The following is a 23702-nucleotide window of genomic DNA, read 5'->3' as shown; positions in this document are numbered from 1 at the left end:
GAGCGGGAAGCAAATCCGCCGCCTACAGGATCAACCCGTGTGGGTTTCCATCCACTCGATCAGCACCGGAGCAATGCGGCTACGCCATTTGGAGCCGTTGAAAATGCCGTAATGGCCGACACCGGCGGCGAGGTGATACTGTTTGTGGGCCTCGGGCAGATTGCGCGCGATGGTAAGAGCCGCCTTGGTCTGCCCGATGCCAGAAATATCGTCACGCTCGCCTTCGATCGCCAGAATACCGATGTCGGTAATGGCGCCCGCATCGACCAAGCGACCGTGATGGCGCATCTCGCCCTTGGGCAGGACGTGCGACTGGAAAACCACGTCGATCGTCTGGAGATAGAATTCGGCAGTCATATCGCAGACCGAGCGATATTCCTCGTAGAATTTCATGGTCGCTTCGGCACCCTCGTCGTCGCCCTGGACGAGGTGCTTGAACATTTCCCAGTGGGAAATCAGGTGGTTGCCCAGGTTCATCGTCATGAACCCGGCAAGCTGGAGGAAGCCCGGATATACGCGGCGGCCGGCGCCCGGATAGGTGAGCGGCACCGTCGCGATAACGTTCTGCTCGAACCAACTGAACGGGCGTTCGGTAGCGAGCGTGTTGACGGCGGTGGGCGCCTCGCGCGTGTCGATCGGGCCGCCCATCATGGTCAGCGTGCGCGGGCGGTTGGGATGCTTGTCGGCGCTCATCACCGCTGCCGCGGCATAGCAGGGCACCGACGGCTGGCACACCGCGAGCATGTGCGGCCGCGGATCGCCTTCGGCGCCGATATAGGCGAGAAAGTCGATGACATAGTCGATATAATCGTCGAGGTCGAAACGGCCTTCCGACGTCGGCACAAGCTTGGCGTCGCGCCAGTCGGTGATGTAGACATCGGCCACCGGCAGCATCCGCTCCACCGTGCCGCGTAGCAGCGTGGCATAATGGCCCGACATGGGCGCAACGATCAGCAGTTTCGGACCACCTTCCACGCCAGCGCGCACGAAGCGCTTGAGCTGGCCGAACGGCTTCCGCAGCACAATTTCCTCATGGACATCGACTGTGCGGCCGTCGATCACCGTATGATCGAGCGCGAATTCCGGCTTGCCGCGCGGTGCGGAGGCATGAGCAAAAACCTCAAGCGCCGAGGCAAGCACCGGGCCGCCGCCGAAATAGGCAAAGGGATTGGCCGGATTGTTCAGCAGCCCAGCGCTGAAATTGGCAAGCGCACTGGCGCCCGCAAGCACCGAACGCTGGATTTCATAGGCGTCGTACAGCATCGTAATCCTTCCCCGCAGCCCCATCCCAACAGCGGGGTTTTGTTATGTCTCATATAGACCCGGCCGTTGTGCACCGCAACGTTGTACGCTTCCTTAATTGGGAGTCTCCGGAGGGTGTTTCCCTCCGCGCCGAACCGCGCTACTCGCTCCTGCCATGGCCGAACCGACCCCGCAGGCGCCCGCGCCGCGCAAGCTGAGCAGCCTCCTTCTGATCTGGGGCTTCACCCGCCGTTATCCGCTACAGATCGCGATCGCGACGCTGGCATTGCTGACCTCGTCCGCCGCGACGCTGTGGATACCGCGCACGTTCAAGCAGATTGTCGACAATGGCTTTGCCGCCGGGGCCGACACCAGCAAGATCGGCGTCTATTTCCAGGGGTTGCTGGCGGTGATTCTGGTGCTGTCGCTGGCGACAGCGGTGCGGTTCTATTTCGTGTCCTGGGTTTCGGAAAAGACGATCGCTGATCTGCGCGTGGCGGTGCACCGCAACCTGTTGCGCCTGCCGCCGAAATGGTTCGAGGAAAACCGCCCCTCTGAAATCGCCTCGCGGCTCACTTCAGATACGGCGATTGTCGAACAGGTGGTGGGGTCGACGGTGTCGATTGCGCTACGCAACTTCCTGACCGGGTTTGGCGGCGTGATCTATCTGTTCGCGCTGGCGCCGAAGATCGCCGCCTTTCTGGTGGTCGGCATTCCGCTGACCGTACTGCCGATTGTGTGGCTGGGCGGCCGGGTGCGCCAGCTCTCACGCTCGAGCCAGGACCGAATTGCGGACATTGGCGCCATCGCCTCCGAAACGCTGGGCGCGATGCGCATCGTTCAGGCATTCGGCCAGGAACGACGCGAAGGGCAACGCTTTCAGGATGCAGTGACCCGCAGCTTCGCCGCCGCAAAGCAGCGGATCGCCCTGCGCGCGATCATGACCGCGCTGGTGATCGGCCTGTTGTTCACCGCGATCACGCTCATCATGTGGGATGCCGTTTCCGGCGTCGCAACGGGCCAGATTACCGGCGGCGCAATCACGGCCTTCGTTATCACGGCCGGCCTCGTCACCGGCTCGTTCGGGGCACTCACCGAAGTGTATGGCGACCTGCTCCGCGCATCGGGCGCGGCCGCCCGCCTGGCCGAGCTGCTGATGCAACAGCCCGATATCGGGGCGCCCGCCAACCCGGTCGGCCTGCCCAGTCCGGCCGAGGGGGCGATTGCGTTCGATTGCGTGACCTTCCGCTATCCCACCCGGCCGGAAGTGTCGGCACTCCAGGACTTCTCGCTGTTCGTGGCGCCGGGCGAAACAGTGGCGGTCGTCGGCCCTTCGGGCGCCGGCAAGTCGACCCTGTTCCAGCTGCTCCAGCGCTTCTACGATCCCGAAGCGGGCGAAATCCGCATCGACGGCGTGGCGCTTCCCAAAGCCGACCCCGCCGACATTCGGGCCCGCATGGCGATGGTACCGCAGGAAACCGTGATCTTCGGCGCCAGCGCCCGCGACAATTTGCGCTATGGCGCCTGGGAGGCGAGCGACGAAGCGATCTGGGCCGCCGCCGAGGCCGCCAATGCAGCCGATTTCCTGGGCGACCTGCCGCAAGGGCTCGATACCTTCCTGGGGGAAGGCGGCGCGCGTCTATCGGGAGGCCAGCGCCAGCGGATCGCGATCGCCCGCGCGCTGCTTCGCGATGCGCCGATACTGCTGCTCGACGAAGCAACCAGCGCACTCGATGCGGAAAGCGAGCGGCTGGTACAGGATGCGCTCGAACATCTGATGCAGGGCCGCACCACGCTGGTCATCGCCCACCGCCTCGCCACCGTCCGGGCGGCGGGGCGGATCATCGTGATGGACGAAGGCCGCATCGTCGAGACCGGCACCCACGCCGAACTGGTCGCCAAGGGCGGGCTCTACGCCCGGCTCGCCGCGCTGCAGTTCCACGAAGCCGCGTAAAAACGAGAGCCGTCGCCCCAGCTTTCGCTGGGATAACGGGGTTCACGCCGAGCCCACCAGACTCTTCGCGACCGCCTCGGCAACCTTGATCCCGTCGATCGCGGCCGAAAGGATGCCGCCGGCATAGCCAGCCCCCTCTCCCGCCGGGAACAGGCGGCCGGTATTGAGGCTCTGGAAATCCGCCCCGCGCGTGATCCGTATCGGTGAAGAGGTGCGCGTCTCCACTCCCGTCATCACTGCGTCCGGATGGTCGTACCGGGCAATCTGCCGCCCGAACACCGGCAGCGCCTCGCGAAAGGCTTCGATCACGAAGCCCGGCAGGCACGCAGACAGGTCGGTCATCGTAACGCCGGGTTTGTAGCTGGGGACCACCTCACCCAGCGCGGTCGAGGGACGCCCTGCGAGCAGATCGCCCACCAACTGCCCCGGCGCGTTGTAATTGGAACCACCTGCAATGAATGCCGCATCCTCCCAGTGCCGCTGGAGCGCGATGCCAGCCAGCGGCCCGTCGGGATAATCGCGCGCCGGATCGATCGCGACAACCAGCCCCGAATTGGCATTGAACTCGGCGCGCGAATATTGGCTCATGCCGTTCGTGACGACACGCCCCTCCTCGCTGGTCGCCGCAACCACCCGCCCACCGGGGCACATGCAAAAGCTATAGACCGTCCTACCGTTGGCGCAGTGATGCGACAGCGCATAGGCCGCGGCGCCCAGATCGGGGTGCTTCGCGCATTTGCCGAACCGCGCCTGATCGATCCAGCTTTGCGGATGCTCGATCCGCACGCCGATCGAAAAGGGCTTTGCCTCGATATGCACGCCGCGCCGGTGCAGCATCTCGAAGGTCGGCCGTGCGCTGTGCCCAACTGCCAGCACGACATGGTCCGCCTCCAGAAAACTGCCATCGTGCAAGTGCAGCCCGCGCACGTTGCGCTGTGCGTCCAGCTCGATCTCGTCGACGCGCGTCTGCCAGCGATATTCGCCGCCCAGCGCCTCGATGGTGCGGCGCATACTTTCCACCATGGTCACGAGGCGGAAGGTGCCGATATGCGGATGTGCCTGCCACAATATGTCGTCGGGCGCACCGGCCTTGACGAACTCCTCCAGCACCTTGCGACCGAGGAAGCGCGGATCCTTCACCCGGCAATAGAGCTTGCCGTCGGAAAAGGTACCGGCCCCGCCCTCGCCGAACTGCACGTTCGAGTCCGGGTTCAACTCGGAACGGCGCCACAGGCCCCAGGTGTCCTTGGTCCGCTCGCGCACAATCTTGCCGCGGTCGAGGATGATCGGCCGAAAACCCATCTGCGCCAGGATTAGCCCGGCGAACAGCCCGCACGGGCCCGCTCCGATCACCACCGGCCGCAACCCCTGCCAGCCCTGCGGCGCATGGACCGGGGTGCGATAAGTCATGTCGGGCGTCGGCCGCACATCCTTGTCGCCGGCCAGCCGCGCCAGCACCTCCGCCTCGCCGTCCAGATCGACATCGACCGTATAGACGAGCTGGATCGCATTGCGCCGCCGCGCGTCATTCCCGCGCTTGAACACGGTAAATCCACGCACCGCCGCGGCCTTCACCCCCAGCCGTGCCGCGATGGCGCCGGGCAGCGCATCTGCGGGTTGATCGAGCGGCAGAGATAGTCCGGAAAGGCGAAGCATGGGGTACGGTGTTCCAGGGGGTGAACGGGAAGCCCCCATGTAGCTGCAAGGGCGCGGGCGGCAAGGGTCCGGGTTGAAGCTGGCACCCGCCCATAAACGGCGTTATGGGTATGCCACTGAAACAGATGCACGACCACCGATTGGAATGTCGGGTATCCACGGGGAGAGGAACATGGCCGAGTTCGACCTGATCGTCTATGGTGCCACCGGTTTTACCGGCCGGCTGGTCGCCGAATATCTCGCCGCCACCTATCCGGATGTCCGCTGGGCAATGGCCGGCCGCTCACTGAGCAAGCTGCAGCAGGTGCGGGACGAAATCGGAGCTCCCGCCGATACCCCGCTGCTCACCGCCAATGCCGACGATCCCGCCGCGCTGGAGGCGCTGGTGGCGCGTGCTACGGTCGTCATCACCACCGTCGGCCCCTATCAACTCTATGGCGAAGCGCTGCTTGCCGCCTGCGCAAAAACCGGCACCGCCTATGTCGATCTGTGCGGGGAGCCCGCCTGGATGCGCCAGATGATCGACAAATATGACGCCGCCGCCAAAGCCAGCGGGGCACGGATCGTTTTTTCGTGCGGTTTCGACTCGGTGCCCTTCGACCTCGGCGTCTGGGCCGTGCAGCAGGAAGCGGCCAAGCGCTTCGGCAAGCCTGCGCCGCGCGTTAAGGGGCGCATCCGCGCGATGAAGGGAACCTTCTCGGGCGGCACCTTCGCCAGCGGCAAGGCAACCATGGCCGCCGCCGCGCGGGATCCCTCGATCCTCAAGCTGATGGTCGATCCCTTCGCGCTCGCGCCCGGCTTCGATGGCCCGCACCAGCCGAACGGCATGGTTCCGCACCACGATGCAGCGGTCGATGCGTGGGTCGCGCCGTTCATGATGGCAGTGATCAACACCAAAAATGTCCATCGCAGTAACTTCCTGGCCGGCTTCCCCTATGGCCGCGATTTCCAATATGACGAGATGGTCATCGTCCCCGGCCTGGGTGAAGTCGGCAAGGCGGCAGCCGAAGCGCTCGCCAAGTTCAATCCGATGACCGCCGACAAGGGGCCGGCTCCCGGCGAAGGCCCCAGCAAGGAAGAGCGTGACAACGGCTATTACGACCTCCTCTTCGTCGCGGAGGCTGCCGACGGCCAGTCAGTGCGCCTAAGCGTCAAGGGCGACCGCGACCCGGGCTATGGCTCGACCAGCAAGATGATCGCCGAAAGCGCGATGTGCCTGCTGCGCGACGTGCAAGGCGAAGGCGGCATCTGGACGGCGGGGGCGCTGATGCCCGCCGCCCTGCAAAAGCGGCTGGAGGACCATGCGGGACTGACCTTCGCGGTCGAGTAACGACCACTCAGGCGCGCCGGTCGAGCAGCGTGCCTTCCATCTGGTTCGCGGTGCGGATTACCGCGAGGTTGGTGCGATAGGCGGAGAGCGCCCTGCGCTGCTCGGCATCCTCGGCGGCATAGTCGACATCCGGGGCGGCGACCATGCCGTCGTCATCGGCATCGCGGGAATCGGGATCGTAGCGGTTGGTGACGCCGGGCACTGCCGGAACCGGACGGGCGTTCACCCCGCCCCCGGCCACCGCCGCCTGATAGACCATCACCGGCTGATAGGCGCTGTTCGCCACCCGCCCCGCCGCACTTGCCGCGGCCACTGCCTTCGGCGTCTCGCCGGTGGTGTTGGCGTTGGCGACGTTCTGGGCGCTGGCGTTGAGCCGCGTCACGCTGGCCTGCAGGCCCGAATAGCCGATACTGGCGGCGATCATGACAGGCGCCTTTCAAGGTCCATGGCCCAGCATCGCATGGGCCTGCTTACGCCCCGGTTGCGGCAGAGCGTTAACGCCACGCACGCCATCTTCCCGCCTCCACACAAAAATGGCGGCCGCTGCACGCGACCGCCATCCTGCTTTAGGTTCGATCCGGCCGATCAGGCGGCTTCGTCGAAATCCTCGTCCGAGATCACCGGACCCGAGTCCTGGCCCTTGGCCGAAACGTCGCGGTCGACGAACTCGATGATCGCCATCGGCGAGGCGTCCGAGGCGCGGATGCCGGCCTTGATGATGCGGGTGTAGCCGCCGTTGCGATCGGCATAGCGCGCCGCCAGCACATCGAACAGCTTCACCAGCTGCGCGTCGTCGAGCAGACGGGCATGGGCCAGACGACGGTTCGACAGGCCACCCTTCTTGGCGAGGGTGATCAGCTTTTCGACGTACGGACGCAGTTCCTTCGCCTTGGCGAGGGTGGTGGTGATCTGCTCGTGCTTGATCAGCGCGGCCGACATGTTGCGGAACAGGGCCGCGCGATGGGCCGAGGTACGCTGCAGCTTGCGACCGCCATAACGATGACGCATGATATTCTTCCCTTCGTTCGTCAGGGGGCCGTCTTACGGAACCCCAAGCCAGGCGGTGCGAAACGGGCCACCGCCCAAAACCCGAAGTTTAGGAAGTTTAGGCGTAAACCCAACTTCCGGGAGCTGAAGTTTAGGAAGTTTAGGCTTGCGCCAAACTTCCGTTGCCGGCCCGACGCGGCAGAGCCGCGTCGTCGGTCGGGGCCTGCGGCCCCGCCGGCCGGGCTTCGCCGTCTCGCGGGTAGCTCGCGCTACCCGCGTGCGGCTCAGCCCATGATCTCCTGCTCGAGCTTCTTGGCCATTTCCTCGATATTCTCGGGCGGCCAGCCCGGGATTTCCATGCCCAGGCGCAGGCCCATGCTGGAGAGGACTTCCTTGATCTCGTTGAGCGACTTGCGGCCGAAGTTCGGCGTGCGCAGCATCTCGGCTTCGGTCTTCTGGACCAGGTCACCGATATAGATGATGTTGTCGTTCTTGAGGCAGTTGGCCGAACGCACCGAGAGTTCGAGCTCGTCGACCTTCTTGAGCAGATAGCGGTTGATCTGCGCGGTATCGCCCGCGCCACCTTCCGCCGGAGCCGCCGCCGGCGCCATGCCGACCGGCGCAGCACGCGTCACCGACGAATCGTCGAAATGGACGAACAGCGCCAGCTGGTCCTGCAGGATGCGCGCGGCATAAGCGAGCGCGTCCTCGGGAGCGACGGTGCCGTCGGTCTCGATCGTCAGCGTCAGCTTGTCGTAATCGAGTTCCTGGCCGACGCGGGTATTCTCGACCTTGTACGACACCTGGCGCACCGGGCTGAACAGCGCATCGACCGGGATCAGGCCGATCGGCGCATCGGCCGGACGGTTCGACGTGGCGGGGACATAGCCCTTGCCCACATCGGCGGTCAGTTCCATGTTCAGCGTCGCGCCATCGTCGAGATGGCAGATCACCAGATCCGGGTTCATCACTTCGATGTCGCCCGAAACCGCGATGTCGCCGGCCTTGACTTCCGCCGGGCCGGTTGCCGAAAGCTGCAGACGCTTCGGGCCTTCGCCCTGCATCTTCAGCGCGATCTGCTTCACGTTGAGGACGATATCCGTCACGTCCTCCCGCACGCCGGCGAGCGACGAGAATTCGTGCAGAACGTTCTCGATCTTGATCGAGGTGACTGCCGCGCCCTGGAGCGACGACAGCAGCACGCGACGCAGCGCGTTGCCCAGCGTCAGGCCGAAGCCCCGCTCCAGCGGTTCCGCGACAAAGGTCGACTTGCGCTTGGGATCGCCACCGGGCTTCTTCTCGAGGCCGTTGGGCTTCTTGAGTTCCTGCCAGTTCTTAGCGTTGACCGACACGGGCTTTCCTCATGTTGGGCAGGGGTGAGGCTTCCCCCGCCAGGTAACTACTGCAGGACCGCAGACCCGCCTCAGGGCCTGCGGCACCAGCAGGACGTATCAGACGCGACGGCGCTTCGACGGACGCACGCCGTTATGCGGGATCGGCGTCACGTCGCGGATCGAAGTGATCTGGAAGCCGACCGCCTGCAGCGCGCGGAGCGCCGACTCACGGCCCGAACCCGGACCCTTCACTTCCACTTCGAGCGTGCGCACGCCGTGCTCGGCAGCCTTGCGGCCGGCGTCTTCGGCGGCGACCTGGGCGGCGTACGGGGTCGACTTGCGCGAGCCCTTGAAGCCCATCATGCCAGCCGACGACCAGCTGATCGCATTGCCCTGCGCGTCGGTGATCGTGATCATGGTGTTGTTGAAGCTGGCGTTCACATGGGCGACGCCGGCGGTGATGTTCTTGCGCTCGCGACGGCGAATGCGCTGCGGTTCACGTGCCATTTGGAAATTCCTGACCTTGAAGCTTGATGCCTGGAGGCTCGGGGCCTCAGGGGAAGAAGAGCGCGCTGGAGGCGCGGCTTACTTCTTCTTGCCTGCGATCGGCTTGGCCTTGCCCTTGCGGGTGCGCGCATTGGTGTGCGTGCGCTGGCCGCGGACCGGCAGACCCTTGCGGTGACGCAGGCCGCGATAGCAGGCCAGGTCCATCAGGCGCTTGATGTTCATCGCGACTTCGCGACGAAGATCACCTTCCACGGTGTAGCCGGCGTCGATCGTCTCGCGGATCTGCAGCACTTCCTGATCGCTCAGGTCCTGCACGCGGCGCTCCGGCGAGATGCCCAGCTTCTCGGTGATTTCCTTGGCCTTGGCCGCGCCAATGCCGTGGATATACTGCAGCGCGATAACGACGCGCTTGTTGGTCGGGATGTTAACACCCGCAATACGTGCCATGAACCTTGTTCTCCCAGCTCCACAGGGCGCCGCATGGCAGCAGCACCCCATCTCGTAGCGTTGACTTCCGAAATGCAGCGGCACGACGGGCGCACAACGGCGCCGCCGGGTTTCACTATCTCGGAAGATGGGCGACATATGCCGCCGCAGGCGCTGAGTCAAGCGCTGCGGAGGGAGAAAGCTAGAACCGGATTCATACACCATGGTTCCCGCCGCGCCAAGCATGGCAGCGCCGCCGGCGGCGACATGCGTCCCATTTCGGATAAGGCGGTGGGGTGGTGACGCGGGGTGCGGGCTGAATGGCTGGCAGTGGATGGAGAACCGCCGCGCCGGACCCTGACCACCGACTGAAGTTTAGGAAGTTTAGGCTCACGCGCGTATGTGCGCGAGGGCAGACGGGTGCTGATCCGACAGGCTCAAAAAGCGGCAGCTTGTGGGGGCGCGAATTGAACATATGGGGAACAATTTGGAGCGAGCAAGGGGTTCGTGGAGCGTCTGAAGGTGGTGGGAGGCCGACATGACCGTATTTCGGGGAAGGAATAGGCAAAGCTGCCGTTGAGCCAGTTCCGCCTTGTGGCACCTCCCGACCAGCTCAAGACATTCAGCGGCGTTAAGTTTAACACCGGCTTTTGCTGAAACCCGCCATTCGGGTCGCGCAAATCGGCCGGCTTTGCACCCCAAATTCGGTCATTCGATCAGGATTGCGCGGTAGTGGAAGCCGTCATTCTTTTAAACGGACCGGAACGGCGGTTACAGGGGTGGAAGCGAGAGTTCGGCTAGACTGCTCGCCCCGTCTCGCGCAGGATGAGGTCGCGGTGGGTGTGAGGCCGTTCGGTCAGCACGCCAGGAAAGATCACGGCCTGAAGGCATCGCGCGACGATTAGCTCGAGGTCTTTGATGGGGTCAGTTTCGTAGCGCTCGTAATATTCCTCGTACTTGCTCGACTCATAGACGTTGGGAGCACCGCCATGGATCACACTGGCGCGCAGCCCCAGCATCAGCCTAATCCGGTCATGCGAATAATCGGCTCCCATGACCGGGCTTACCGCATCGACCACCGATTGCGTCGCCGCGCCGGCATCGCCGAAGATGGCGTCAATCGCGGCGAACAGGGTCGGGAAGCGCCTAACCGGATCGGGTGCCCAGGCACGATAGTAATATTCAAGCGCTCGCAGCTGGCGTCTGTCGACTTTGGCCGGGGACGCGAGCTTGTGCCCCAGAGCGTTCAACCAGTGGTGGTCGGCAGCGTCGATGACGATGTCGGTCATTAGCGCTGGTGTGTGGGGGGCGCCGAAAGCCAGTGACCAGCGATCTGAAAGGGTGGCGTAGCCACCAAACATCGCGCGGCCACTGAAGGTGTAGCGCTCGTAATGATGCGGCAGGAGCGCGACCGCGCCGAGCACTGCCGCCCGAATCTGTCGCGCCGCGTCGAGATTGGGCGCCCGCGCGCCGAGCCAAGCGGCCGGCTTTTCGCGGCGCCCGTCCCACATAGTGAGCGGAGGAAAGCTGTCCGGTACGAGATCGCGGGGCGGCGCCACGTCGCTCAGCAAACCGGCGAGCTCTCCGGGCGCGCAAAGAAAGAATTTGTCCGTAACGAACGGCTGTTCGATGTGGATCGGGACCAGTGGGAACAAGGTCGTTTCTAGGGGCTCGATGAACAAGCTCGATGCTGCGAGCGCAGCCGTGAACGCCACCTTAACTGCGGGTGACACATGCGCCGCATAACTGTCGTCGAATGCCTGCAGGAAGGCCTCGCCGGCAAGCAGGTAGTAATGGGTAGCGACGAACCCGGTCAGCTCGCTCTCGAGCTTGCTGATGGACAGCGAGCGCAAGTGCGGCGCGCCATGCTTGCGAAGATACAGAGCGGTGCGCAACAGCAGGCGATTGTCGTAATTGACCTCGGTTCCCCCGCCGCCGTCAAACAGCGACGCGCCCGGCCTATTGAACACGAATCCGTGCCGTCGCCGATCAGGATGGCGCGCGCGAAACATCGACGCGAGGAGGAGTTCTGTCACCTCGGGCGGGTGACTGTTGGTAGTGGCCTTGCTCATTGCCTTACAATCTCCAGCACCGCGCGGCTAGCGGTGGGCCGCAGCCCCCGGATCGTCGTCGACATCAACGACGAGGAGGTACGGATCGAGCCGCTCGTAAAGCTGCATTTCACTGATTTCACGGACCAGGCATTGCTCGACCAGCGTACCCAGAAGCGGGTGCTGCGCATTGTCGTCGGGAACCTTGAGCCAGAAACCGTTGAGGGCAAGGAATTCGAGCATCGCCGCAGTGCCGGTGCGCTTGTTGCCATCGAGATAGCCGTGGTTACGCGCAATCGCCATGCACAAGCGAATGCCGAGCGCGAGCACGTCGTCGACCAGTTCATATCGCAACAAATTCACCGGCGCTGCCAGCGCGCTTTCAACGAGCCCCTCGTCCTTGACGCCGCCGAGCCCGCCACGCAGCCGAATCTGTTCCGCGTGAATCTGCCTGACGTCGTCGAGCGTCAGCCAGAGAGGCTCATCGTCCAAGATAATTGAGGGTGTTGTCGTACTGTTCGTTGATCAGCTTGCGCAGCTGCTCGCGATCGGACGCAGGACGCGGGCGCGCCTTGCGGTCCTGGCGCACCGTCTGGGGGACTCGAAATGTCGTTGCCATCTCGCCCTCCTAGCGTCTGTGGCCTGAACTGGCAGAACGCCTCTGCCAGTCCGATCCGTCTGGATCGATACGCAATTCAATATCGGGTATAGAACGCAGGAGTCAACGAAGGGTTGAATTTGGCGTCGCCATTTTGGGCTCGCCCAATTCAGCCGTTTGAATTGGGTTGCGAACAACCCTGCCTCGTCACCCTAGCACCACGAAAACGATAAAGACCGCAAGCGCGGCAACCACCAGCGCGACATTGGCCGCCCATACCGTCCAGAAAAGCAGGGGGCGTTCCGACCGCAACACCTGCCCAATCAGCCCGTCACCGCCTGCGCTCATCACGAGGTGGATTTCGCCTTCCTTCGCGAACCGGGCCAAGCGGATGAGCCAAAGCACCACGCCCAAGATGAGGACGACACCGACCACCACGTTGAACATATCGACGTGTCCCATAGTGCCCAATCCTGATGCGCCCGGCAGCGGGGCGTAAGCCGAGGACGCCCAATAAATCCCCGCAAACAAAAAGGGCGGGGCCTCCCCCGCCCTTCCTGTTATCCTTGGCCGTTATCCCTGCCCGTCGAGTACCGCGGCGATCTGCCGCGTCACTTCGTCGATATCGGCCATGCCGTCGACGCGGCGGACCAGTCCCTTCGCCTCGTAGAATGGCAGGATCGGCGCGGTCTTGGCGCGGTATTCGGCCATGCGGGTGCGCACCGTTTCGGCATTGTCGTCGGGGCGGCGCTTGAACTCGGTCGAACCGCACACGTCGCACACGCCCGCCACCTTGGGCTGCTTGTACTTGTCGTGATAGCCTTCGCCGCACTTGGCGCAGGTGAAGCGGCCCTCGACGCGCTCGACCAGCGCATCTTCGTCGACCACCAGCTCGATCACATAATCGAGCTTGCGGCCGCGTTCGCTGAGCAGGGCGTCGAGCGATTCCGCCTGGGCCACGGTGCGCGGATAGCCGTCGAAGATCGCGCCTGCCTCGGTATCGGCCATGTCGAGCCGCTCACCGATGATGCCGGAGACGATGTCGTCGGACACCAGCTCGCCGGCTTCCATCACTGCCTTGGCCTTCAGGCCCGTCGGCGTGCCTGCCTTCACCGCGGCGCGCAGCATGTCGCCGGTGGAAAGCTGCACCATGCCGCGCCCGGTTTCGAGCAGCTTTGCCTGGGTGCCCTTGCCTGCCCCCGGCGGGCCCAACAGGATGATATTCAACGCAAACCTCCCCAGAACAGCCGGCGCCTCAGCGCATCCGGCCCTTGAGCTTCGCCTTCTTGATCAGGTCGCCATACTGATGCGCCAGCAAGTGCGACTGGATCTGCGTCACCGTGTCCATGGTTACGTTGACCACGATCAGAAGGCTAGTGCCGCCCATCAGGAACGGAATGCTCATCGCCGAAAAGGCCCATTCCGGTACCAGGCAGATGATCGTCAGATAGGCTGCGCCGATCACGGTGATGCGGGCGAGGACGTAATCGAAATAAAGCTCGGTATTCTTGCCCGGGCGGATGCCGGGGATGAAACCGCCATAGCGCTTCAGATTGTCCGCCGTCTCCTCGGGATTGAACACCACGGCGGTGTAGAAGAAAGAGAAGAAGATGATGCCGGCGGCATAGAGCGACATGTAGATCGGCGAGCCGTGGCGCAGCCAGATGTTCAGGTTGCTGATCAGGTCGCCCCACCAGCTGTCGCCCGACGCGGCCTTGCCGGCGAACTGGGTGATCGTCAGCGGCAGCAGCAGCAGCGACGAGGCGAAGATCGGCGGGATCACGCCGGCGGTGTTGAGCTTGAGCGGCAGATGGCTGCGCTCGGCCTGCACGCCGCGCGCGGTCTGGCGCTTCGGATACTGGATCAGGATGCGGCGCTGGGCGCGCTCCATGAAGCAGATGAACAGCACGAGGATCGCGACGCCGACGATCACCAGGATCAGGCGCAGCGGATCGATCGAGCCCGAACGGCCGCTTTCGAACAACTGGACCAGCGTGACCGGCAGGCGGGCGACGATGCCGGCCATGATGATCAGCGAAATGCCGTTGCCGATGCCGCGGCTGGTGATCTGCTCGCCCAGCCACATCAGGAACATGGTGCCGCCGATCAGGCTGACCACGGCGGTGGCGGTGAAGGCGATGCCGGGCTCGACCACCGGGCTCAGACCCTTGGCGGCGCCGGCGGCTTCAAGCCCCTGCACCAGGAAGAAGCCCTGTACGGCCGTCAGCGCAACCGTGCCGTAGCGGGTGTACTGGTTCAGCCGCTTGCGGCCGCTCTCGCCTTCCTTCTTGATGGCAGCGAGCTGGGGCGACAGCGTGCTGGCAAGCTGCACGACGATCGACGCCGTGATATAGGGCATCACGCCCATCGCCACGATCGACATGCGCGACAGCGCGCCGCCCGTGAAATTGTTGAAGAAATCGAGCACGCCGCCCTGGGTCTGCTGCGCGAGCAGGCCGAGCTGGGTGGGATCGATGCCGGGCAGCGGCACATAGCTCAGCATCCGGAACACGATCAGCGCGCCGAGGGTGAACCACAGGCGCTTCTTGAGGTCGGTGGCCTGGCTGAACTTCGCCAGGTTGATGCTGGAGGCCAGCTGGTCGGCTGCGGATGCCATTTCGTATCTTCGTCCCGGAGTTGTGACGGGCGCTCCCCCGCCCTGCGGGGATGCATATAGGGCTTGTGCGCGGCTTGTCTAATAGCGGGCGCGGAAAGAAACCGCACCTTGCACTTCATACCCGTCATTCCGGCGGAGGCCGAAATCCATTGGGGTCACCGTATCGGCGCTTGCCGCAACGTAGCGGCGAATGGATCCCGGCTTCCGCCGGGATGACAGACGGGGTGGAAGGCCTCGTTCGCAACGCGCCTGCCAAGCCCAGCACGAAGGAAGGCGGAGCCAGCGGCCCCGCCTTCGCTTGTCGTCAGCCCTGCTTGGCGGCCTTGGCGGCGGCCTGCGCGGTGCGGTGCTTGGCCTTGTGCTTCTCGGCGGCCGGCACGACCTCGATCACGGTGACGGTGCCGCCAGCCTTCTCGATCGCCTCACGGGCCGAACCCGACACGCCGGCGACGGTGAAGTTCAGCTTCGCGGTCAGTTCGCCCTTGGCGAGGATGCGGACGCCGTCCTTGCCGCCACGGGCCAGGCCAGCGGCCTTCAGCGCGGCATGGTCGATGTCGGTCGCGGTCAGCTTGCCGGCGTCGACGGCCTTCTGGATCGCGCCCAGGTTCACCTCGGCATAATCCTTGGCGAAGATGTTGTTGAAGCCACGCTTCGGCAGACGCATGTGGAGCGGCATCTGACCGCCCTCGAAGCCGTTGATCGAAACGCCTTCGCGGCTCTTCTGACCCTTGACGCCGCGGCCGCCGGTCTTGCCCTTGCCGGAACCGATACCACGGCCCACACGGATGCGGCGATGACGGGCGCCCTGGTTGTCGTTGAGTTCGTTCAGCTTCATGATGTGTGCACTCGCTTTCGCTTTTGTCGCGCGTTGATAGGAAGCGCGGGCACATAGCGGCGTGCGAGGGGAATGTCGACTCTTGTTTGTGGGGCTGCCTCAACCCTATGTCCGCCATCTGCGTAGCTAGCGGAATCGCCTAGCTACCTAACCCGTCCGGTACAGATCCGCTGAACATTCGGCGACGGCGAGAATTTGCTCCTCTACCAGGGCCTGAAATTGTTCGAATGCCCTGTAGCAGTGATCACACTCGACTGCCAAACAGTCTGCAATACCCCCGATGCCGAGTGGTTCACGTCCACCAATTTCGTAACCGACAGAATCTTTGTAGACATTTCTGCTGATTGATCCACTCACCCCAACAAGGATGTGCGAAGAAAACTCGTGATTATAGGAATTTCTAAAATTATTCGTCGCCGCTTTGAAATTCGCGCCACCGAGAGGCTCCAGTCGCGATTTGAACGTGCGATACTTTTTCCACTTCCTGCCGAATGGATCAACCTGATTCAGGTAAATTTGCTCATCGGGGAACTGATCTTTCCAGCCCTGCGGGTTCTTGGCTCTATTTGCTTGATGGCTGAGGTGAGCGACTGCAAATGCGAATTTTGATTTGATAGCGTACGGCTGTCCAAGCGCCACCGTGCCCAACATATCGATAAATTCGAAACTCAGTTCAAGCTTATCGCTGTCGTCCAAAGGAGCTGCTACTAACGCCCATGCCCGGAGACGCAGTACATTTTCTCTAAGAGCATTGATGAGGTTCGCCAGCTCAGTAGCATACTCGCCAAGCATAAGGCTGTAAGGCATAAAAAGGGGATGCAATGGTTCAGGCAGAACCCACCAATCATAAGGCAGGGGACGACCTTCCGACGGAAGAGCATCGATTTCCGTGCGGAATTGTTTGTACCAAGCAACAAGCTTGTCTGAACGGTCTATTGGCATTTGATCGATCATGACGACCGAATAATCGGGCGCTAGCCCTCTTCCAATCCCTACTTGCTCCAAAAACGAAAAAGGGCGGTGGTTGCCCACCGCCCCTTTCGTGTTTCGCGCCGGTTCAAGCGAACCGAAGGCCTTAGCCCTCGATCACTTCCACCATGTGCGGCAGCTTGCGGATCATGCCGCGGACCTCGGGGGTGTCCTCGAGCTCCGAGACCTTGTGCATCTTGTTGAGGCCAAGGCCGATCAGCGTTGCGCGCTGATCCTTGGTGCGGCGGATCGGCGAACCGATCTGCTTGATCTTGATCTTCGCCATGATCGATTACTCCGTGACGGCCGCTGCGTCCGCCTCGGCGGTCTGCGAACCACCGCGGCCGAGCAGGTCGGCGATCTTCTTGCCACGACGCTGTGCGACCGACTTCGGCGAAGTCTGCTCACCCAGTGCCTCGAACGTGGCGCGGATCATGTTGTAGGGGTTCGAGGTGCCGACCGACTTGGTCACCACATCGGCAACGCCCAGCGATTCGAAGATCGCGCGCATCGGGCCGCCGGCGATGATGCCGGTACCCTGCGGTGCCGAACGGACGGTCACGCGGCCTGCGCCGAAATGCCCGTTGCCGTCATGGTGCAGCGTGCGGCCTTCCTTCAGCGGAACGCGAACCATCGCCTTCTTGGCCGAAGCGGTCGCCTTCGAAATGGCTTCCGGCACTTCGCGCGCCTTGCCATGGCCGAAGCCGACACGGCCCTTGCCGTCGCCGACGACGACGAGTGCGGCGAAGCCGAAGCGCTTACCACCCTTCACCGTCTTCGAGACGCGGTTGATGTGGACGAGCTTCTCGATGAGCTCCTCGCCCTGTTCCTCGGCGTTGCGGCGGTCGTCGCGACGGCCGCGGCCGTCACGGCCCCGTCCACCACGCTCGCCGCGCTCACCGCCGCCACGGCCACCGCGGCCGCCACGGCCACCGCGATTGCCCTGCTCCTGGCCGGCGTCCTGCGCCTCGACCGGAGCTTCGGTCGTGTTGATTTCGTCGGCCATCTTTAGAACTCCAATCCGCTCTCACGCGCGGCTTCCGCCAGCGCCTTGACGCGACCATGGTAGAGGAAGCCACCGCGGTCGAAGACGACCTGGGTGATGCCGGCGGCCTTGGCGGCCTCGGCAACGCGCTTGCCCACTTCCTGTGCCGCGGCGATCGTGGCGCCGGTCTGGCCGCGCACGTCCTTTTCGAGCGTGGAGGCAGAGGCGACGGTGCGACCTGCGGCGTCGTCGATCACCTGGGCATAGATGTGCTTGCCCGAGCGATGGATCGACAGACGAGGACGGCCACCGGCACGCGCACGAAGCGCAGTGCGGTTGCGGCGACGACGCTTTTCGAAAAGCGAAAGACCCTTGGTGCTGATCACTTCTTCTTCCCTTCCTTGCGGAAGATGAATTCGCCATCGTACTTGATGCCCTTGCCCTTATAGGGCTCCGGCTTGCGCCAACGGCGGATTTCCGCGGCCACCTGGCCGACCTTCTGCTTGTCGATGCCCGAGATCTCGACCGTGGTCTGATCCGGCGTCTTGATCTCGATCCCTTCCGGGATGTCGAAATTGACGTCGTGCGAATAGCCGAGCTGCAGCTTCAGCACCTTGCCCTGGGCAGCGGCGCGGTAGCCCACGCCGGTGATCAGCAGCTTCTTCGAGAAGCCGGTGGTCACGCCGGTGACGAGGTTCTGCACCAGCGTACGCTGCATGCCCCAGAAGGCACGGGCGCGCTTGGTGTCGTTCGCCGGCTGCACCGAAATGCCGCCTTCGACCATCTCGTACTTGATGTCATCCGCGAGCGGCATGGTGAGGGTGCCCTTGGGCCCCTTCACCGAGATCTGCCCGCCGTCGATGTTCGCGGTCACGCCCGCAGGGACGGTAACCGGCTTTTTGCCGATGCGGCTCATCAGAACACCTCCGCCAGCACTTCGCCGCCGACATTCTGTTCGCGCGCTTCGGCGTCGGACAGAACGCCGCGAGGCGTCGAGACGATCGTGATGCCCAGGCCGTTGCGAACGCGCGGAAGTTCCTGCGCGCCCGAATAGATGCGGCGGCCCGGCTTCGAGATGCGCGCGACGTGCTTGATCGCCGGCTGGCCCTCGAAATACTTCAGCTCGATGCGGATGCCGGCCGCGGGGCCCATCTGCTCTTCGCTGTAACCACGGATATAGCCCTCGCGCTGGAGCACGTCGAGAACGCGGGCACGCAGCTTCGACGCGGGCGTCAGGACGCTGTCCTTGCGCGCACGCTGGCCGTTGCGGATGCGGGTGAGCATATCACCCAGGGGATCGGTCACTGCCATCTTGCGTGTCCTTTACCAGCTCGACTTCGTGACACCCGGGATCAGGCCCTTGTTGGCCAGATCGCGCAGCATGACACGTGCGAGACGGAACTTGCGGTAATAAGCGCGGGGACGGCCCGTCAGCTCGCACCGGTTGCGAATGCGGGTCGGGTTCCCGTTGCGGGGAATCTCGGCCATCTTGAGACGAGCGATAAGACGCTCGGTCTCATCCAGGCTCTCGTCATTCGCAATTGCCTTCAGCTTCGCATACTTGCCGGCGTACTTCTTCACCAGCTGCTTGCGACGCTCGTTCTTGTTGATCGAACTCAGTTTCGCCATGACTTAAGTTCTCTTTCCCTTACGCTGCCTTGGCCTGATCGGCCTGCTGCCCCGTGAAGGGGAAGCCGAAGAGACGGAGCAGCTCACGGGCTTCCTCGTCGGTCTTCGCGGTGGTGGTGACGATCACGTCCATGCCGCGCACCTTGTCGATGCGGTCATAGTTGATTTCCGGGAACACGAGCTGTTCCTTCAGGCCGCAGGCATAGTTGCCACGGCCGTCGAACGACTTCGGGTTCAGACCGCGAAAGTCGCGGACGCGCGGAAGCGCGATCGTGATGAAACGGTCGAGGAATTCGTACATGCGCTCGCGGCGAAGGGTGACCTTCGCGCCGATCGGCATGCCTTCACGCAGCTTGAACTGCGCGATCGACTTCTTCGCCTTGGTGACGACGGGCTTTTGCCCCGCGATCAGTTCCATTTCAGAAGCGGCCTGCTCGACCTTCTTCTTGTCCTGGGTGGCTTCGCCAACGCCCATGTTCAGCACGATCTTTTCGATGCGCGGAACTTCCATGACGTTCTTGTAGCCGAACTTCTCGGTCATCGCCTTTGCGATCTGCTCGTCATAGAGCTTGCGCAGGCGGGGGACGTACTTGTCAGCCATTGATGACCTCCCCGGTCTTGACGGCGACGCGAACCTTCTTGCCGTCGCGGGTTTCAAAGCGGACGCGGGTGGCCTTGCCGTCGGCGGTCACGTGCGCGACCTTCGAGACATGCAGCGGCGCTTCGGTCCGCACCAGACCGCCCTGGGGATCGCCCTGGGTCGGCTTCTTGTGGCGCACGGCGATGTTCACGCCGGCGACGACGACCTTGTCGTCCTTCGGCAGCGACTTGACGACTTCACCGGTCTTGCCCTTGTCCTTGCCGGACAGGACGATGACCTGGTCGCCCTTCTTGATCTTGGCAGCAGCCATCACAGCACCTCGGGGGCGAGCGAAATGATCTTCATGAAGCCCTTCGAGCGAAGCTCGCGGACCACCGGGCCAAAGATACGGGTGCCGATCGGCTCCTCGTTCTTGTTGACCAGCACAGCGGCGTTGCCGTCGAAACGGATCACCGAACCGTCGGCGCGACGGATGTCCTTCGCCGTACGGACGATCACCGCGCGGTGCACGTCGCCCTTCTTCACCTTGCCGCGGGGAGCGGCTTCCTTGATGCTGACGACGATAACGTCGCCCACGCCGGCGAAGCGACGCTTCGACCCGCCCAGCACCTTGATGCACTGCACCCGCTTCGCGCCGCTGTTGTCAGCGACGTCGAGATTGGACTGCATCTGGATCATCGATCCGGTTCCTTCTCGTTTGGCCTGCCGGGACGCGCCCGGTGGTTCCGTTTCTAATGCGTCACCCCGGCCTGCCGGCCGGGGCACCAAAGCGGCGGCCTATGACCGCAACTTGAGTTCTCGGCAAGAGCCGAGATGACGATTATGCGTCGACCGTGTTCGGCGTCGCGTGGGTATCAACCCGCCCGATCACCTTCCAGGTCTTCAGCTTGGAGATCGGCGCAGTCTCTTCGATGCGCACGGTCTCGCCGGCCTTGTACTCGTTCGCCTCGTCATGGGCGTGGTACTTCTTCGAGCGACGGATGATCTTCCCGTAGAGCGGGTGCTTCACCTTACGCTCCACCAGAACCACCACGGTCTTGTCGCCCTTGTCCGAGACGATGTTCCCGGTCAGCACGCGCTTCGGCATGGTCTCGGTCCTCTTACTTCGCAGCCGAGCGCGAGCGCTCGTTCTGCAGCGTCTTGATACGGGCGATGTCGCGACGCACTTCACGCACGCGGCTCGACTTCTCGAGCTGGCTGGTGGCGGCCTGGAAGCGCAGGTTGAACTGCTCGCGCTTCAGGTTGCCCAGCTGCTCTGCGAGCTGGTCGTCGGTGTTCGCCCGAAGGTCGGTTGCCTTGGTCATTTCTATCAGCCCTCCAGGTGCGACGTGTCGCCGAGGCGAGCGACGACCTTGGTCTTGATCGGCAGCTTCATCGCAGCGCGCTCGAACGCTTCCGCAGCGAGCTGGCCGGGAACGCCGTCCAGTTCGAACAGGATGCGGCCGGGCTTGACGCGGGCCACCCAGAATTCCGGCGAACCCTTACCCGAGCCCATGCGGACTTCGGCCGGCTTCGACGAAACGGGAACGTCCGGGAAGATGCGGATCCACAAACGGCCCTGACGCTTGATGTGGCGCGTGATCGCGCGGCGAGCCGCTTCGATCTGGCGGGCGGTGATCCGCTCCGGCTCCATCGCCTTCAGGCCATAGGCGCCGAAGTTGAGCGCGGTGCCACCCTTGGCGTCGCCATGGATGCGGCCCTTGAAGGCCTTGCGGAACTTGGTGCGCTTCGGTTGCAGCATGGTTCTGTCCTAGTCCTTAGCGGCGATGATCGTCGCGCGACGGGCGCACGCCCGAGGTCTGCGCCTCGAGGTTCAGCCGGTCCTGCGCCATCGGGTCGTGACCCAGGATTTCGCCCTTGAAGATCCAGACCTTCACGCCGCACACGCCGTAGGCGGTGTGGGCTTCGGCCTCGGCATAGTCGACGTTCGCACGCAGCGTGTGCAGCGGAACGCGGCCTTCGCGATACCATTCGGTGCGGGCGATTTCCGCGCCGCCCAGACGGCCGGCGCAGGTGATACGAATGCCTTCGGCGCCCAGACGGAGAGCCGACTGCACCGCACGCTTCATCGCACGACGGAACGCGATACGGCGCTCCAGCTGGTCGGCAACGCCCTGCGCAACGAGCTTCGCATCGACTTCCGGCTTGCGGATTTCGACGATGTTCAGCGAAACGTCGGACGAGGTCATCGCGCCGAGCGTCTTGCGCAGCTTCTCGATGTCCGCGCCCTTCTTGCCGATGATGACACCGGGGCGGGCCGCGAAGATCGAAATGCGGCACAGCTTGGCCGGACGCTCGATCACCACCTTCGAAATCGCGGCCTGCGGCAGCGTCTCGACGATGTACTTGCGGATCTTGAGATCCTCCAGCAGCAGACGGCCATAGTCATGGCCTTCCGCGAACCAGCGGCTGTCCCAGGTGCGGTTGATCTGCAGGCGCAGACCGATGGGATTGCTCTTCTGACCCATTATGCTTCTTCCTGCTCGCGCACGACGATGCGCAGACGGCTGAACGGCTTCAGGATGCGGGTGGACTTGCCACGGCCGCGCGTCGCGAAGCGCTTCATCGTGATCGACTTGCCAACCGAAGCCTCGGCGACGACGAGTGCGTCGACGTCGAGATTGTGGTTGTTCTCGGCGTTGGCGATGGCCGAAGCCAGCACCTTGCGGGCGTCAACCGCCATCGCCTTCTTCGAGAAAGCGAGGATGTTCATCGCCTCGGCCGCCGAACGGCCGCGGATCAGGCCAGCAACCAGGTTCAGCTTCTGGGCCGAACCACGGATCTGGGTGGCGACGGCAAGGGCTTCCTTGTCGCCGACCTTACGGGGGGCTGCCTGCTTGCTCATTAGCGCTTACCCTTCTTGTCGGCGGCGTGGCCGGGGAAGAAGCGGGTCGGCGCGAACTCGCCGAGCTTCATGCCCACCATGTCCTCGTTGACCGACACCGGCACGAACTTGCGGCCGTTGTACACGTTGAACGTCAGGCCGACGAACTGCGGCAGGATCGTCGAGCGGCGCGACCAGGTCTTGATCGGACCGGCGCGGGTGCCCTGTTCCTGAGCGGCTTCAGCCTTCTTGAGAAGGTGCAGGTCCACGAACGGACCCTTCCATACGGAGCGAGCCATCTATCAGCCCTTCTTCTTCGCGTGACGCGAACGGATAATCATCTTGTCCGTCGCCTTGTTGTGGCGGGTGCGCGCACCCTTGGTCGGCTTGCCCCACGGGGTGACCGGGTGACGGCCGCCCGAGGTACGGCCTTCACCACCGCCGTGCGGGTGGTCGACCGGGTTCTTGGCGACGCCGCGGGTAAGCGGACGCTTGCCCTGCCAGCGGCTGCGACCGGCCTTGCCGAAGTTCTGGTTCTGGTTGTCGGGGTTCGACACCGCACCCACGGTCGCCATGCAGCTGGCGTGGATGTAGCGCTGCTCGCCCGAGCTCAGGCGCACGATCACCATGCCGCGGTCACGACCGACGACCTGGACATAAGCACCGGCCGAACGGGCGATCTGGCCGCCCTTGCCCGGCTTCATCTCCACATTGTGGACGATGGTGCCGACCGGCATCTGACCCAGCTCCATGGCGTTGCCCGGCTTCACGTCGGTCTTCTTGCCCGCGATCACCTTGTCGCCAACGCCGAGGCGCTGCGGAGCGATGATGTAGGCCAGACGATCCTTGCCGTCTTCGCCCGCGCCATAGTTGACGAGCGCGATGAAGGCGGTGCGGTTCGGGTCATACTCGATCCGCTCGACGGTGCCTTCGACGTCCCACAGGCGGCGCTTGAAATCGACGACGCGATAGCGCTGCTTGTGACCGCCGCCGATGCCACGCGAAGTGACATGGCCCTTGTTGTTACGGCCGCCCGTCTTGGTCTTGCCCTCGGTCAGCGCCTTTACGGGGCGACCCTTGTAGAGCTGCGAGCGGTCGATCAGGATCAGCCCGCGGACGCCAGGCGACGTCGGATTATAGTTCTTGAGCGCCATGGT

33 protein-coding genes are annotated in these 23702 nt (G+C 63.8%); 2 read left to right on the top strand and 31 right to left on the bottom strand.

Annotated elements, in window-relative coordinates:
* Positions 1-30: 30 nt before the first annotated feature.
* Positions 31-1263 carry a polyhydroxyalkanoate depolymerase gene (locus tag ACT53K_RS02990; protein WP_476227042.1) on the bottom strand — a complete coding sequence of 411 codons (1233 nt, stop codon included), beginning with the start codon at positions 1261-1263 and terminating at the stop codon, positions 31-33.
* Between the two features lie 154 nt (positions 1264-1417).
* Here ACT53K_RS02990 and ACT53K_RS02985 point away from each other — a divergent pair, with 154 nt between their 5' ends.
* On the top strand, positions 1418-3196 hold the full coding sequence (locus tag ACT53K_RS02985) for an ABC transporter transmembrane domain-containing protein (RefSeq protein ID WP_476227041.1): 1779 nt from the start codon (positions 1418-1420) through the stop codon (positions 3194-3196).
* A gap of 42 nt (positions 3197-3238) precedes the next feature.
* On the opposite strand, the gene ACT53K_RS02980 is transcribed toward ACT53K_RS02985, so the two are convergent.
* On the bottom strand, positions 3239-4852 hold the full coding sequence (locus tag ACT53K_RS02980) for an NAD(P)/FAD-dependent oxidoreductase (protein ID WP_476227040.1): 1614 nt from the start codon (positions 4850-4852) through the stop codon (positions 3239-3241).
* A gap of 172 nt (positions 4853-5024) precedes the next feature.
* On the opposite strand from ACT53K_RS02980, the gene ACT53K_RS02975 reads away from it, so the two are divergent.
* Positions 5025-6182 (top strand): saccharopine dehydrogenase family protein, encoded by a 1158-nt coding sequence (locus tag ACT53K_RS02975; protein WP_476227039.1) that lies wholly within the window; start codon positions 5025-5027, stop codon positions 6180-6182.
* Between the two features lie 7 nt (positions 6183-6189).
* Here ACT53K_RS02975 and ACT53K_RS02970 read toward each other — a convergent pair whose 3' ends face one another.
* The 29 genes from ACT53K_RS02970 to rplB form a co-directional block, all read right to left on the bottom strand.
* Positions 6190-6606, bottom strand: coding sequence for a flagellar basal body rod protein FlgC (locus ACT53K_RS02970; protein WP_476227038.1), 417 nt, complete (start codon positions 6604-6606; stop codon positions 6190-6192).
* Between the two features lie 161 nt (positions 6607-6767).
* Positions 6768-7190 carry a 50S ribosomal protein L17 gene (rplQ, locus tag ACT53K_RS02965; RefSeq protein ID WP_476227036.1) on the bottom strand — a complete coding sequence of 141 codons (423 nt, stop codon included), beginning with the start codon at positions 7188-7190 and terminating at the stop codon, positions 6768-6770.
* A 263-nt stretch (positions 7191-7453) separates the two neighbouring features.
* Positions 7454-8521, bottom strand: a complete 1068-nt coding sequence (locus tag ACT53K_RS02960) for a DNA-directed RNA polymerase subunit alpha (protein WP_476227035.1) — start codon at positions 8519-8521, stop codon at positions 7454-7456.
* 99 nt (positions 8522-8620) lie between these two features.
* Positions 8621-9010 (bottom strand): 30S ribosomal protein S11, encoded by a 390-nt coding sequence (gene rpsK, locus ACT53K_RS02955; protein ID WP_010545745.1) that lies wholly within the window; start codon positions 9008-9010, stop codon positions 8621-8623.
* 78 nt (positions 9011-9088) lie between these two features.
* The gene (gene rpsM / locus ACT53K_RS02950; protein ID WP_476227034.1) at positions 9089-9457 is read right to left on the bottom strand and encodes a 30S ribosomal protein S13; all 369 of its coding nucleotides are present in this window, start codon (positions 9455-9457) and stop codon (positions 9089-9091) included.
* A gap of 776 nt (positions 9458-10233) precedes the next feature.
* Complete coding sequence (locus tag ACT53K_RS02945) at positions 10234-11508, bottom strand: hypothetical protein (RefSeq protein ID WP_476227033.1); 1275 nt, start codon at positions 11506-11508, stop codon at positions 10234-10236.
* Between the two features lie 27 nt (positions 11509-11535).
* A complete protein-coding gene (locus ACT53K_RS02940) occupies positions 11536-11979 on the bottom strand; it encodes a type II toxin-antitoxin system death-on-curing family toxin (protein WP_476227032.1) in 444 nt (147 codons plus the stop codon).
* Complete coding sequence (locus tag ACT53K_RS02935) at positions 11969-12106, bottom strand: hypothetical protein (RefSeq protein ID WP_476227031.1); 138 nt, start codon at positions 12104-12106, stop codon at positions 11969-11971. The genes ACT53K_RS02940 and ACT53K_RS02935 overlap by 11 nt, the downstream gene beginning before the upstream one ends.
* Positions 12107-12292: 186 nt before the next feature.
* On the bottom strand, positions 12293-12547 hold the full coding sequence (locus tag ACT53K_RS02930; protein WP_476227030.1) for a hypothetical protein: 255 nt from the start codon (positions 12545-12547) through the stop codon (positions 12293-12295).
* 111 nt (positions 12548-12658) lie between these two features.
* Positions 12659-13312: an adenylate kinase gene (locus tag ACT53K_RS02925; RefSeq protein WP_476227029.1), complete on the bottom strand. Its 654-nt coding sequence runs from the start codon at positions 13310-13312 to the stop codon at positions 12659-12661.
* Positions 13313-13340: 28 nt separating this feature from the next.
* Positions 13341-14702 (bottom strand): preprotein translocase subunit SecY, encoded by a 1362-nt coding sequence (gene secY / locus ACT53K_RS02920; protein WP_476227028.1) that lies wholly within the window; start codon positions 14700-14702, stop codon positions 13341-13343.
* A 304-nt stretch (positions 14703-15006) separates the two neighbouring features.
* Complete coding sequence (rplO, locus tag ACT53K_RS02915) at positions 15007-15537, bottom strand: 50S ribosomal protein L15 (protein ID WP_476227027.1); 531 nt, start codon at positions 15535-15537, stop codon at positions 15007-15009.
* A 147-nt stretch (positions 15538-15684) separates the two neighbouring features.
* Entirely contained in the window at positions 15685-16491 is an 807-nt protein-coding gene (locus ACT53K_RS02910) for a hypothetical protein (protein WP_476227026.1), read from the bottom strand.
* Positions 16492-16612: 121 nt separating this feature from the next.
* Positions 16613-16792: a 50S ribosomal protein L30 gene (gene rpmD / locus ACT53K_RS02905; RefSeq protein WP_010545738.1), complete on the bottom strand. Its 180-nt coding sequence runs from the start codon at positions 16790-16792 to the stop codon at positions 16613-16615.
* A gap of 6 nt (positions 16793-16798) precedes the next feature.
* Entirely contained in the window at positions 16799-17512 is a 714-nt protein-coding gene (gene rpsE / locus ACT53K_RS02900; protein ID WP_476227024.1) for a 30S ribosomal protein S5, read from the bottom strand.
* A 2-nt stretch (positions 17513-17514) separates the two neighbouring features.
* A complete protein-coding gene (gene rplR / locus ACT53K_RS02895; RefSeq protein WP_029623362.1) occupies positions 17515-17874 on the bottom strand; it encodes a 50S ribosomal protein L18 in 360 nt (119 codons plus the stop codon).
* Positions 17874-18407 (bottom strand): 50S ribosomal protein L6, encoded by a 534-nt coding sequence (rplF, locus tag ACT53K_RS02890; protein ID WP_476227022.1) that lies wholly within the window; start codon positions 18405-18407, stop codon positions 17874-17876. The genes rplR and rplF overlap by 1 nt, the downstream gene beginning before the upstream one ends.
* Positions 18407-18802 (bottom strand): 30S ribosomal protein S8, encoded by a 396-nt coding sequence (gene rpsH, locus ACT53K_RS02885; RefSeq protein WP_476227021.1) that lies wholly within the window; start codon positions 18800-18802, stop codon positions 18407-18409. Before rpsH ends, rplF begins: the two co-directional genes overlap by 1 nt.
* Before the next feature lie 12 nt (positions 18803-18814).
* Positions 18815-19120, bottom strand: a complete 306-nt coding sequence (gene rpsN / locus ACT53K_RS02880; protein ID WP_010545733.1) for a 30S ribosomal protein S14 — start codon at positions 19118-19120, stop codon at positions 18815-18817.
* Between the two features lie 19 nt (positions 19121-19139).
* Complete coding sequence (rplE, locus tag ACT53K_RS02875; RefSeq protein WP_476227020.1) at positions 19140-19721, bottom strand: 50S ribosomal protein L5; 582 nt, start codon at positions 19719-19721, stop codon at positions 19140-19142.
* On the bottom strand, positions 19714-20031 hold the full coding sequence (gene rplX, locus ACT53K_RS02870) for a 50S ribosomal protein L24 (protein ID WP_476227019.1): 318 nt from the start codon (positions 20029-20031) through the stop codon (positions 19714-19716). The genes rplE and rplX overlap by 8 nt, the downstream gene beginning before the upstream one ends.
* Positions 20031-20399 (bottom strand): 50S ribosomal protein L14, encoded by a 369-nt coding sequence (gene rplN / locus ACT53K_RS02865; protein ID WP_019369682.1) that lies wholly within the window; start codon positions 20397-20399, stop codon positions 20031-20033. The genes rplX and rplN overlap by 1 nt, the downstream gene beginning before the upstream one ends.
* A 142-nt stretch (positions 20400-20541) precedes the next feature.
* On the bottom strand, positions 20542-20808 hold the full coding sequence (gene rpsQ / locus ACT53K_RS02860; protein WP_010545729.1) for a 30S ribosomal protein S17: 267 nt from the start codon (positions 20806-20808) through the stop codon (positions 20542-20544).
* Between the two features lie 13 nt (positions 20809-20821).
* Positions 20822-21025: a 50S ribosomal protein L29 gene (gene rpmC, locus ACT53K_RS02855; protein WP_476227018.1), complete on the bottom strand. Its 204-nt coding sequence runs from the start codon at positions 21023-21025 to the stop codon at positions 20822-20824.
* A 5-nt stretch (positions 21026-21030) separates the two neighbouring features.
* Positions 21031-21462, bottom strand: a complete 432-nt coding sequence (rplP, locus tag ACT53K_RS02850; RefSeq protein WP_476227017.1) for a 50S ribosomal protein L16 — start codon at positions 21460-21462, stop codon at positions 21031-21033.
* Between the two features lie 16 nt (positions 21463-21478).
* Positions 21479-22189, bottom strand: coding sequence for a 30S ribosomal protein S3 (gene rpsC, locus ACT53K_RS02845; RefSeq protein ID WP_476227016.1), 711 nt, complete (start codon positions 22187-22189; stop codon positions 21479-21481).
* Complete coding sequence (gene rplV, locus ACT53K_RS02840; RefSeq protein WP_476227015.1) at positions 22189-22566, bottom strand: 50S ribosomal protein L22; 378 nt, start codon at positions 22564-22566, stop codon at positions 22189-22191. Before rplV ends, rpsC begins: the two co-directional genes overlap by 1 nt.
* Positions 22566-22844, bottom strand: coding sequence for a 30S ribosomal protein S19 (gene rpsS / locus ACT53K_RS02835; RefSeq protein ID WP_476227014.1), 279 nt, complete (start codon positions 22842-22844; stop codon positions 22566-22568). Before rpsS ends, rplV begins: the two co-directional genes overlap by 1 nt.
* A 3-nt stretch (positions 22845-22847) precedes the next feature.
* Positions 22848-23699, bottom strand: a complete 852-nt coding sequence (gene rplB, locus ACT53K_RS02830) for a 50S ribosomal protein L2 (protein WP_476227013.1) — start codon at positions 23697-23699, stop codon at positions 22848-22850.
* Positions 23700-23702 lie beyond the last annotated feature (3 nt).

This window comes from Sphingomonas sp. DMC8 (assembly GCF_056314185.1).
Note: the sequence above shows the minus strand (reverse complement) of the source record. Positions and strands in the feature narration are given on the sequence as shown.

Coding starts and splice junctions, on each gene's coding strand:
- ACT53K_RS02990 (WP_476227042.1), bottom strand. CDS start 1,263: ATGCTGTACGACGCCTATGAAATCCAGCGTTCGGTGCTTGCGGGCGCC.
- ACT53K_RS02985 (WP_476227041.1), top strand. CDS start 1,418: ATGGCCGAACCGACCCCGCAGGCGCCCGCGCCGCGCAAGCTGAGCAGC.
- ACT53K_RS02980 (WP_476227040.1), bottom strand. CDS start 4,852: ATGCTTCGCCTTTCCGGACTATCTCTGCCGCTCGATCAACCCGCAGAT.
- ACT53K_RS02975 (WP_476227039.1), top strand. CDS start 5,025: ATGGCCGAGTTCGACCTGATCGTCTATGGTGCCACCGGTTTTACCGGC.
- ACT53K_RS02970 (WP_476227038.1), bottom strand. CDS start 6,606: ATGATCGCCGCCAGTATCGGCTATTCGGGCCTGCAGGCCAGCGTGACG.
- rplQ (WP_476227036.1), bottom strand. CDS start 7,190: ATGCGTCATCGTTATGGCGGTCGCAAGCTGCAGCGTACCTCGGCCCAT.
- rpsK (WP_010545745.1), bottom strand. CDS start 9,010: ATGGCACGTGAACCGCAGCGCATTCGCCGTCGCGAGCGCAAGAACATC.
- rpsM (WP_476227034.1), bottom strand. CDS start 9,457: ATGGCACGTATTGCGGGTGTTAACATCCCGACCAACAAGCGCGTCGTT.
- ACT53K_RS02945 (WP_476227033.1), bottom strand. CDS start 11,508: ATGAGCAAGGCCACTACCAACAGTCACCCGCCCGAGGTGACAGAACTC.
- ACT53K_RS02935 (WP_476227031.1), bottom strand. CDS start 12,106: ATGGCAACGACATTTCGAGTCCCCCAGACGGTGCGCCAGGACCGCAAG.
- ACT53K_RS02930 (WP_476227030.1), bottom strand. CDS start 12,547: ATGGGACACGTCGATATGTTCAACGTGGTGGTCGGTGTCGTCCTCATC.
- secY (WP_476227028.1), bottom strand. CDS start 14,702: ATGGCATCCGCAGCCGACCAGCTGGCCTCCAGCATCAACCTGGCGAAG.
- rplO (WP_476227027.1), bottom strand. CDS start 15,537: ATGAAGCTGAACGAACTCAACGACAACCAGGGCGCCCGTCATCGCCGC.
- ACT53K_RS02910 (WP_476227026.1), bottom strand. CDS start 16,491: ATGATCGATCAAATGCCAATAGACCGTTCAGACAAGCTTGTTGCTTGG.
- rpmD (WP_010545738.1), bottom strand. CDS start 16,792: ATGGCGAAGATCAAGATCAAGCAGATCGGTTCGCCGATCCGCCGCACC.
- rpsE (WP_476227024.1), bottom strand. CDS start 17,512: ATGGCCGACGAAATCAACACGACCGAAGCTCCGGTCGAGGCGCAGGAC.
- rplF (WP_476227022.1), bottom strand. CDS start 18,407: ATGAGCCGCATCGGCAAAAAGCCGGTTACCGTCCCTGCGGGCGTGACC.
- rpsH (WP_476227021.1), bottom strand. CDS start 18,802: ATGGCAGTGACCGATCCCCTGGGTGATATGCTCACCCGCATCCGCAAC.
- rpsN (WP_010545733.1), bottom strand. CDS start 19,120: ATGGCGAAACTGAGTTCGATCAACAAGAACGAGCGTCGCAAGCAGCTG.
- rplE (WP_476227020.1), bottom strand. CDS start 19,721: ATGGCTGACAAGTACGTCCCCCGCCTGCGCAAGCTCTATGACGAGCAG.
- rplX (WP_476227019.1), bottom strand. CDS start 20,031: ATGGCTGCTGCCAAGATCAAGAAGGGCGACCAGGTCATCGTCCTGTCC.
- rplN (WP_019369682.1), bottom strand. CDS start 20,399: ATGATCCAGATGCAGTCCAATCTCGACGTCGCTGACAACAGCGGCGCG.
- rpsQ (WP_010545729.1), bottom strand. CDS start 20,808: ATGCCGAAGCGCGTGCTGACCGGGAACATCGTCTCGGACAAGGGCGAC.
- rpmC (WP_476227018.1), bottom strand. CDS start 21,025: ATGACCAAGGCAACCGACCTTCGGGCGAACACCGACGACCAGCTCGCA.
- rplP (WP_476227017.1), bottom strand. CDS start 21,462: ATGCTGCAACCGAAGCGCACCAAGTTCCGCAAGGCCTTCAAGGGCCGC.
- rpsC (WP_476227016.1), bottom strand. CDS start 22,189: ATGGGTCAGAAGAGCAATCCCATCGGTCTGCGCCTGCAGATCAACCGC.
- rplV (WP_476227015.1), bottom strand. CDS start 22,566: ATGAGCAAGCAGGCAGCCCCCCGTAAGGTCGGCGACAAGGAAGCCCTT.
- rpsS (WP_476227014.1), bottom strand. CDS start 22,844: ATGGCTCGCTCCGTATGGAAGGGTCCGTTCGTGGACCTGCACCTTCTC.
- rplB (WP_476227013.1), bottom strand. CDS start 23,699: ATGGCGCTCAAGAACTATAATCCGACGTCGCCTGGCGTCCGCGGGCTG.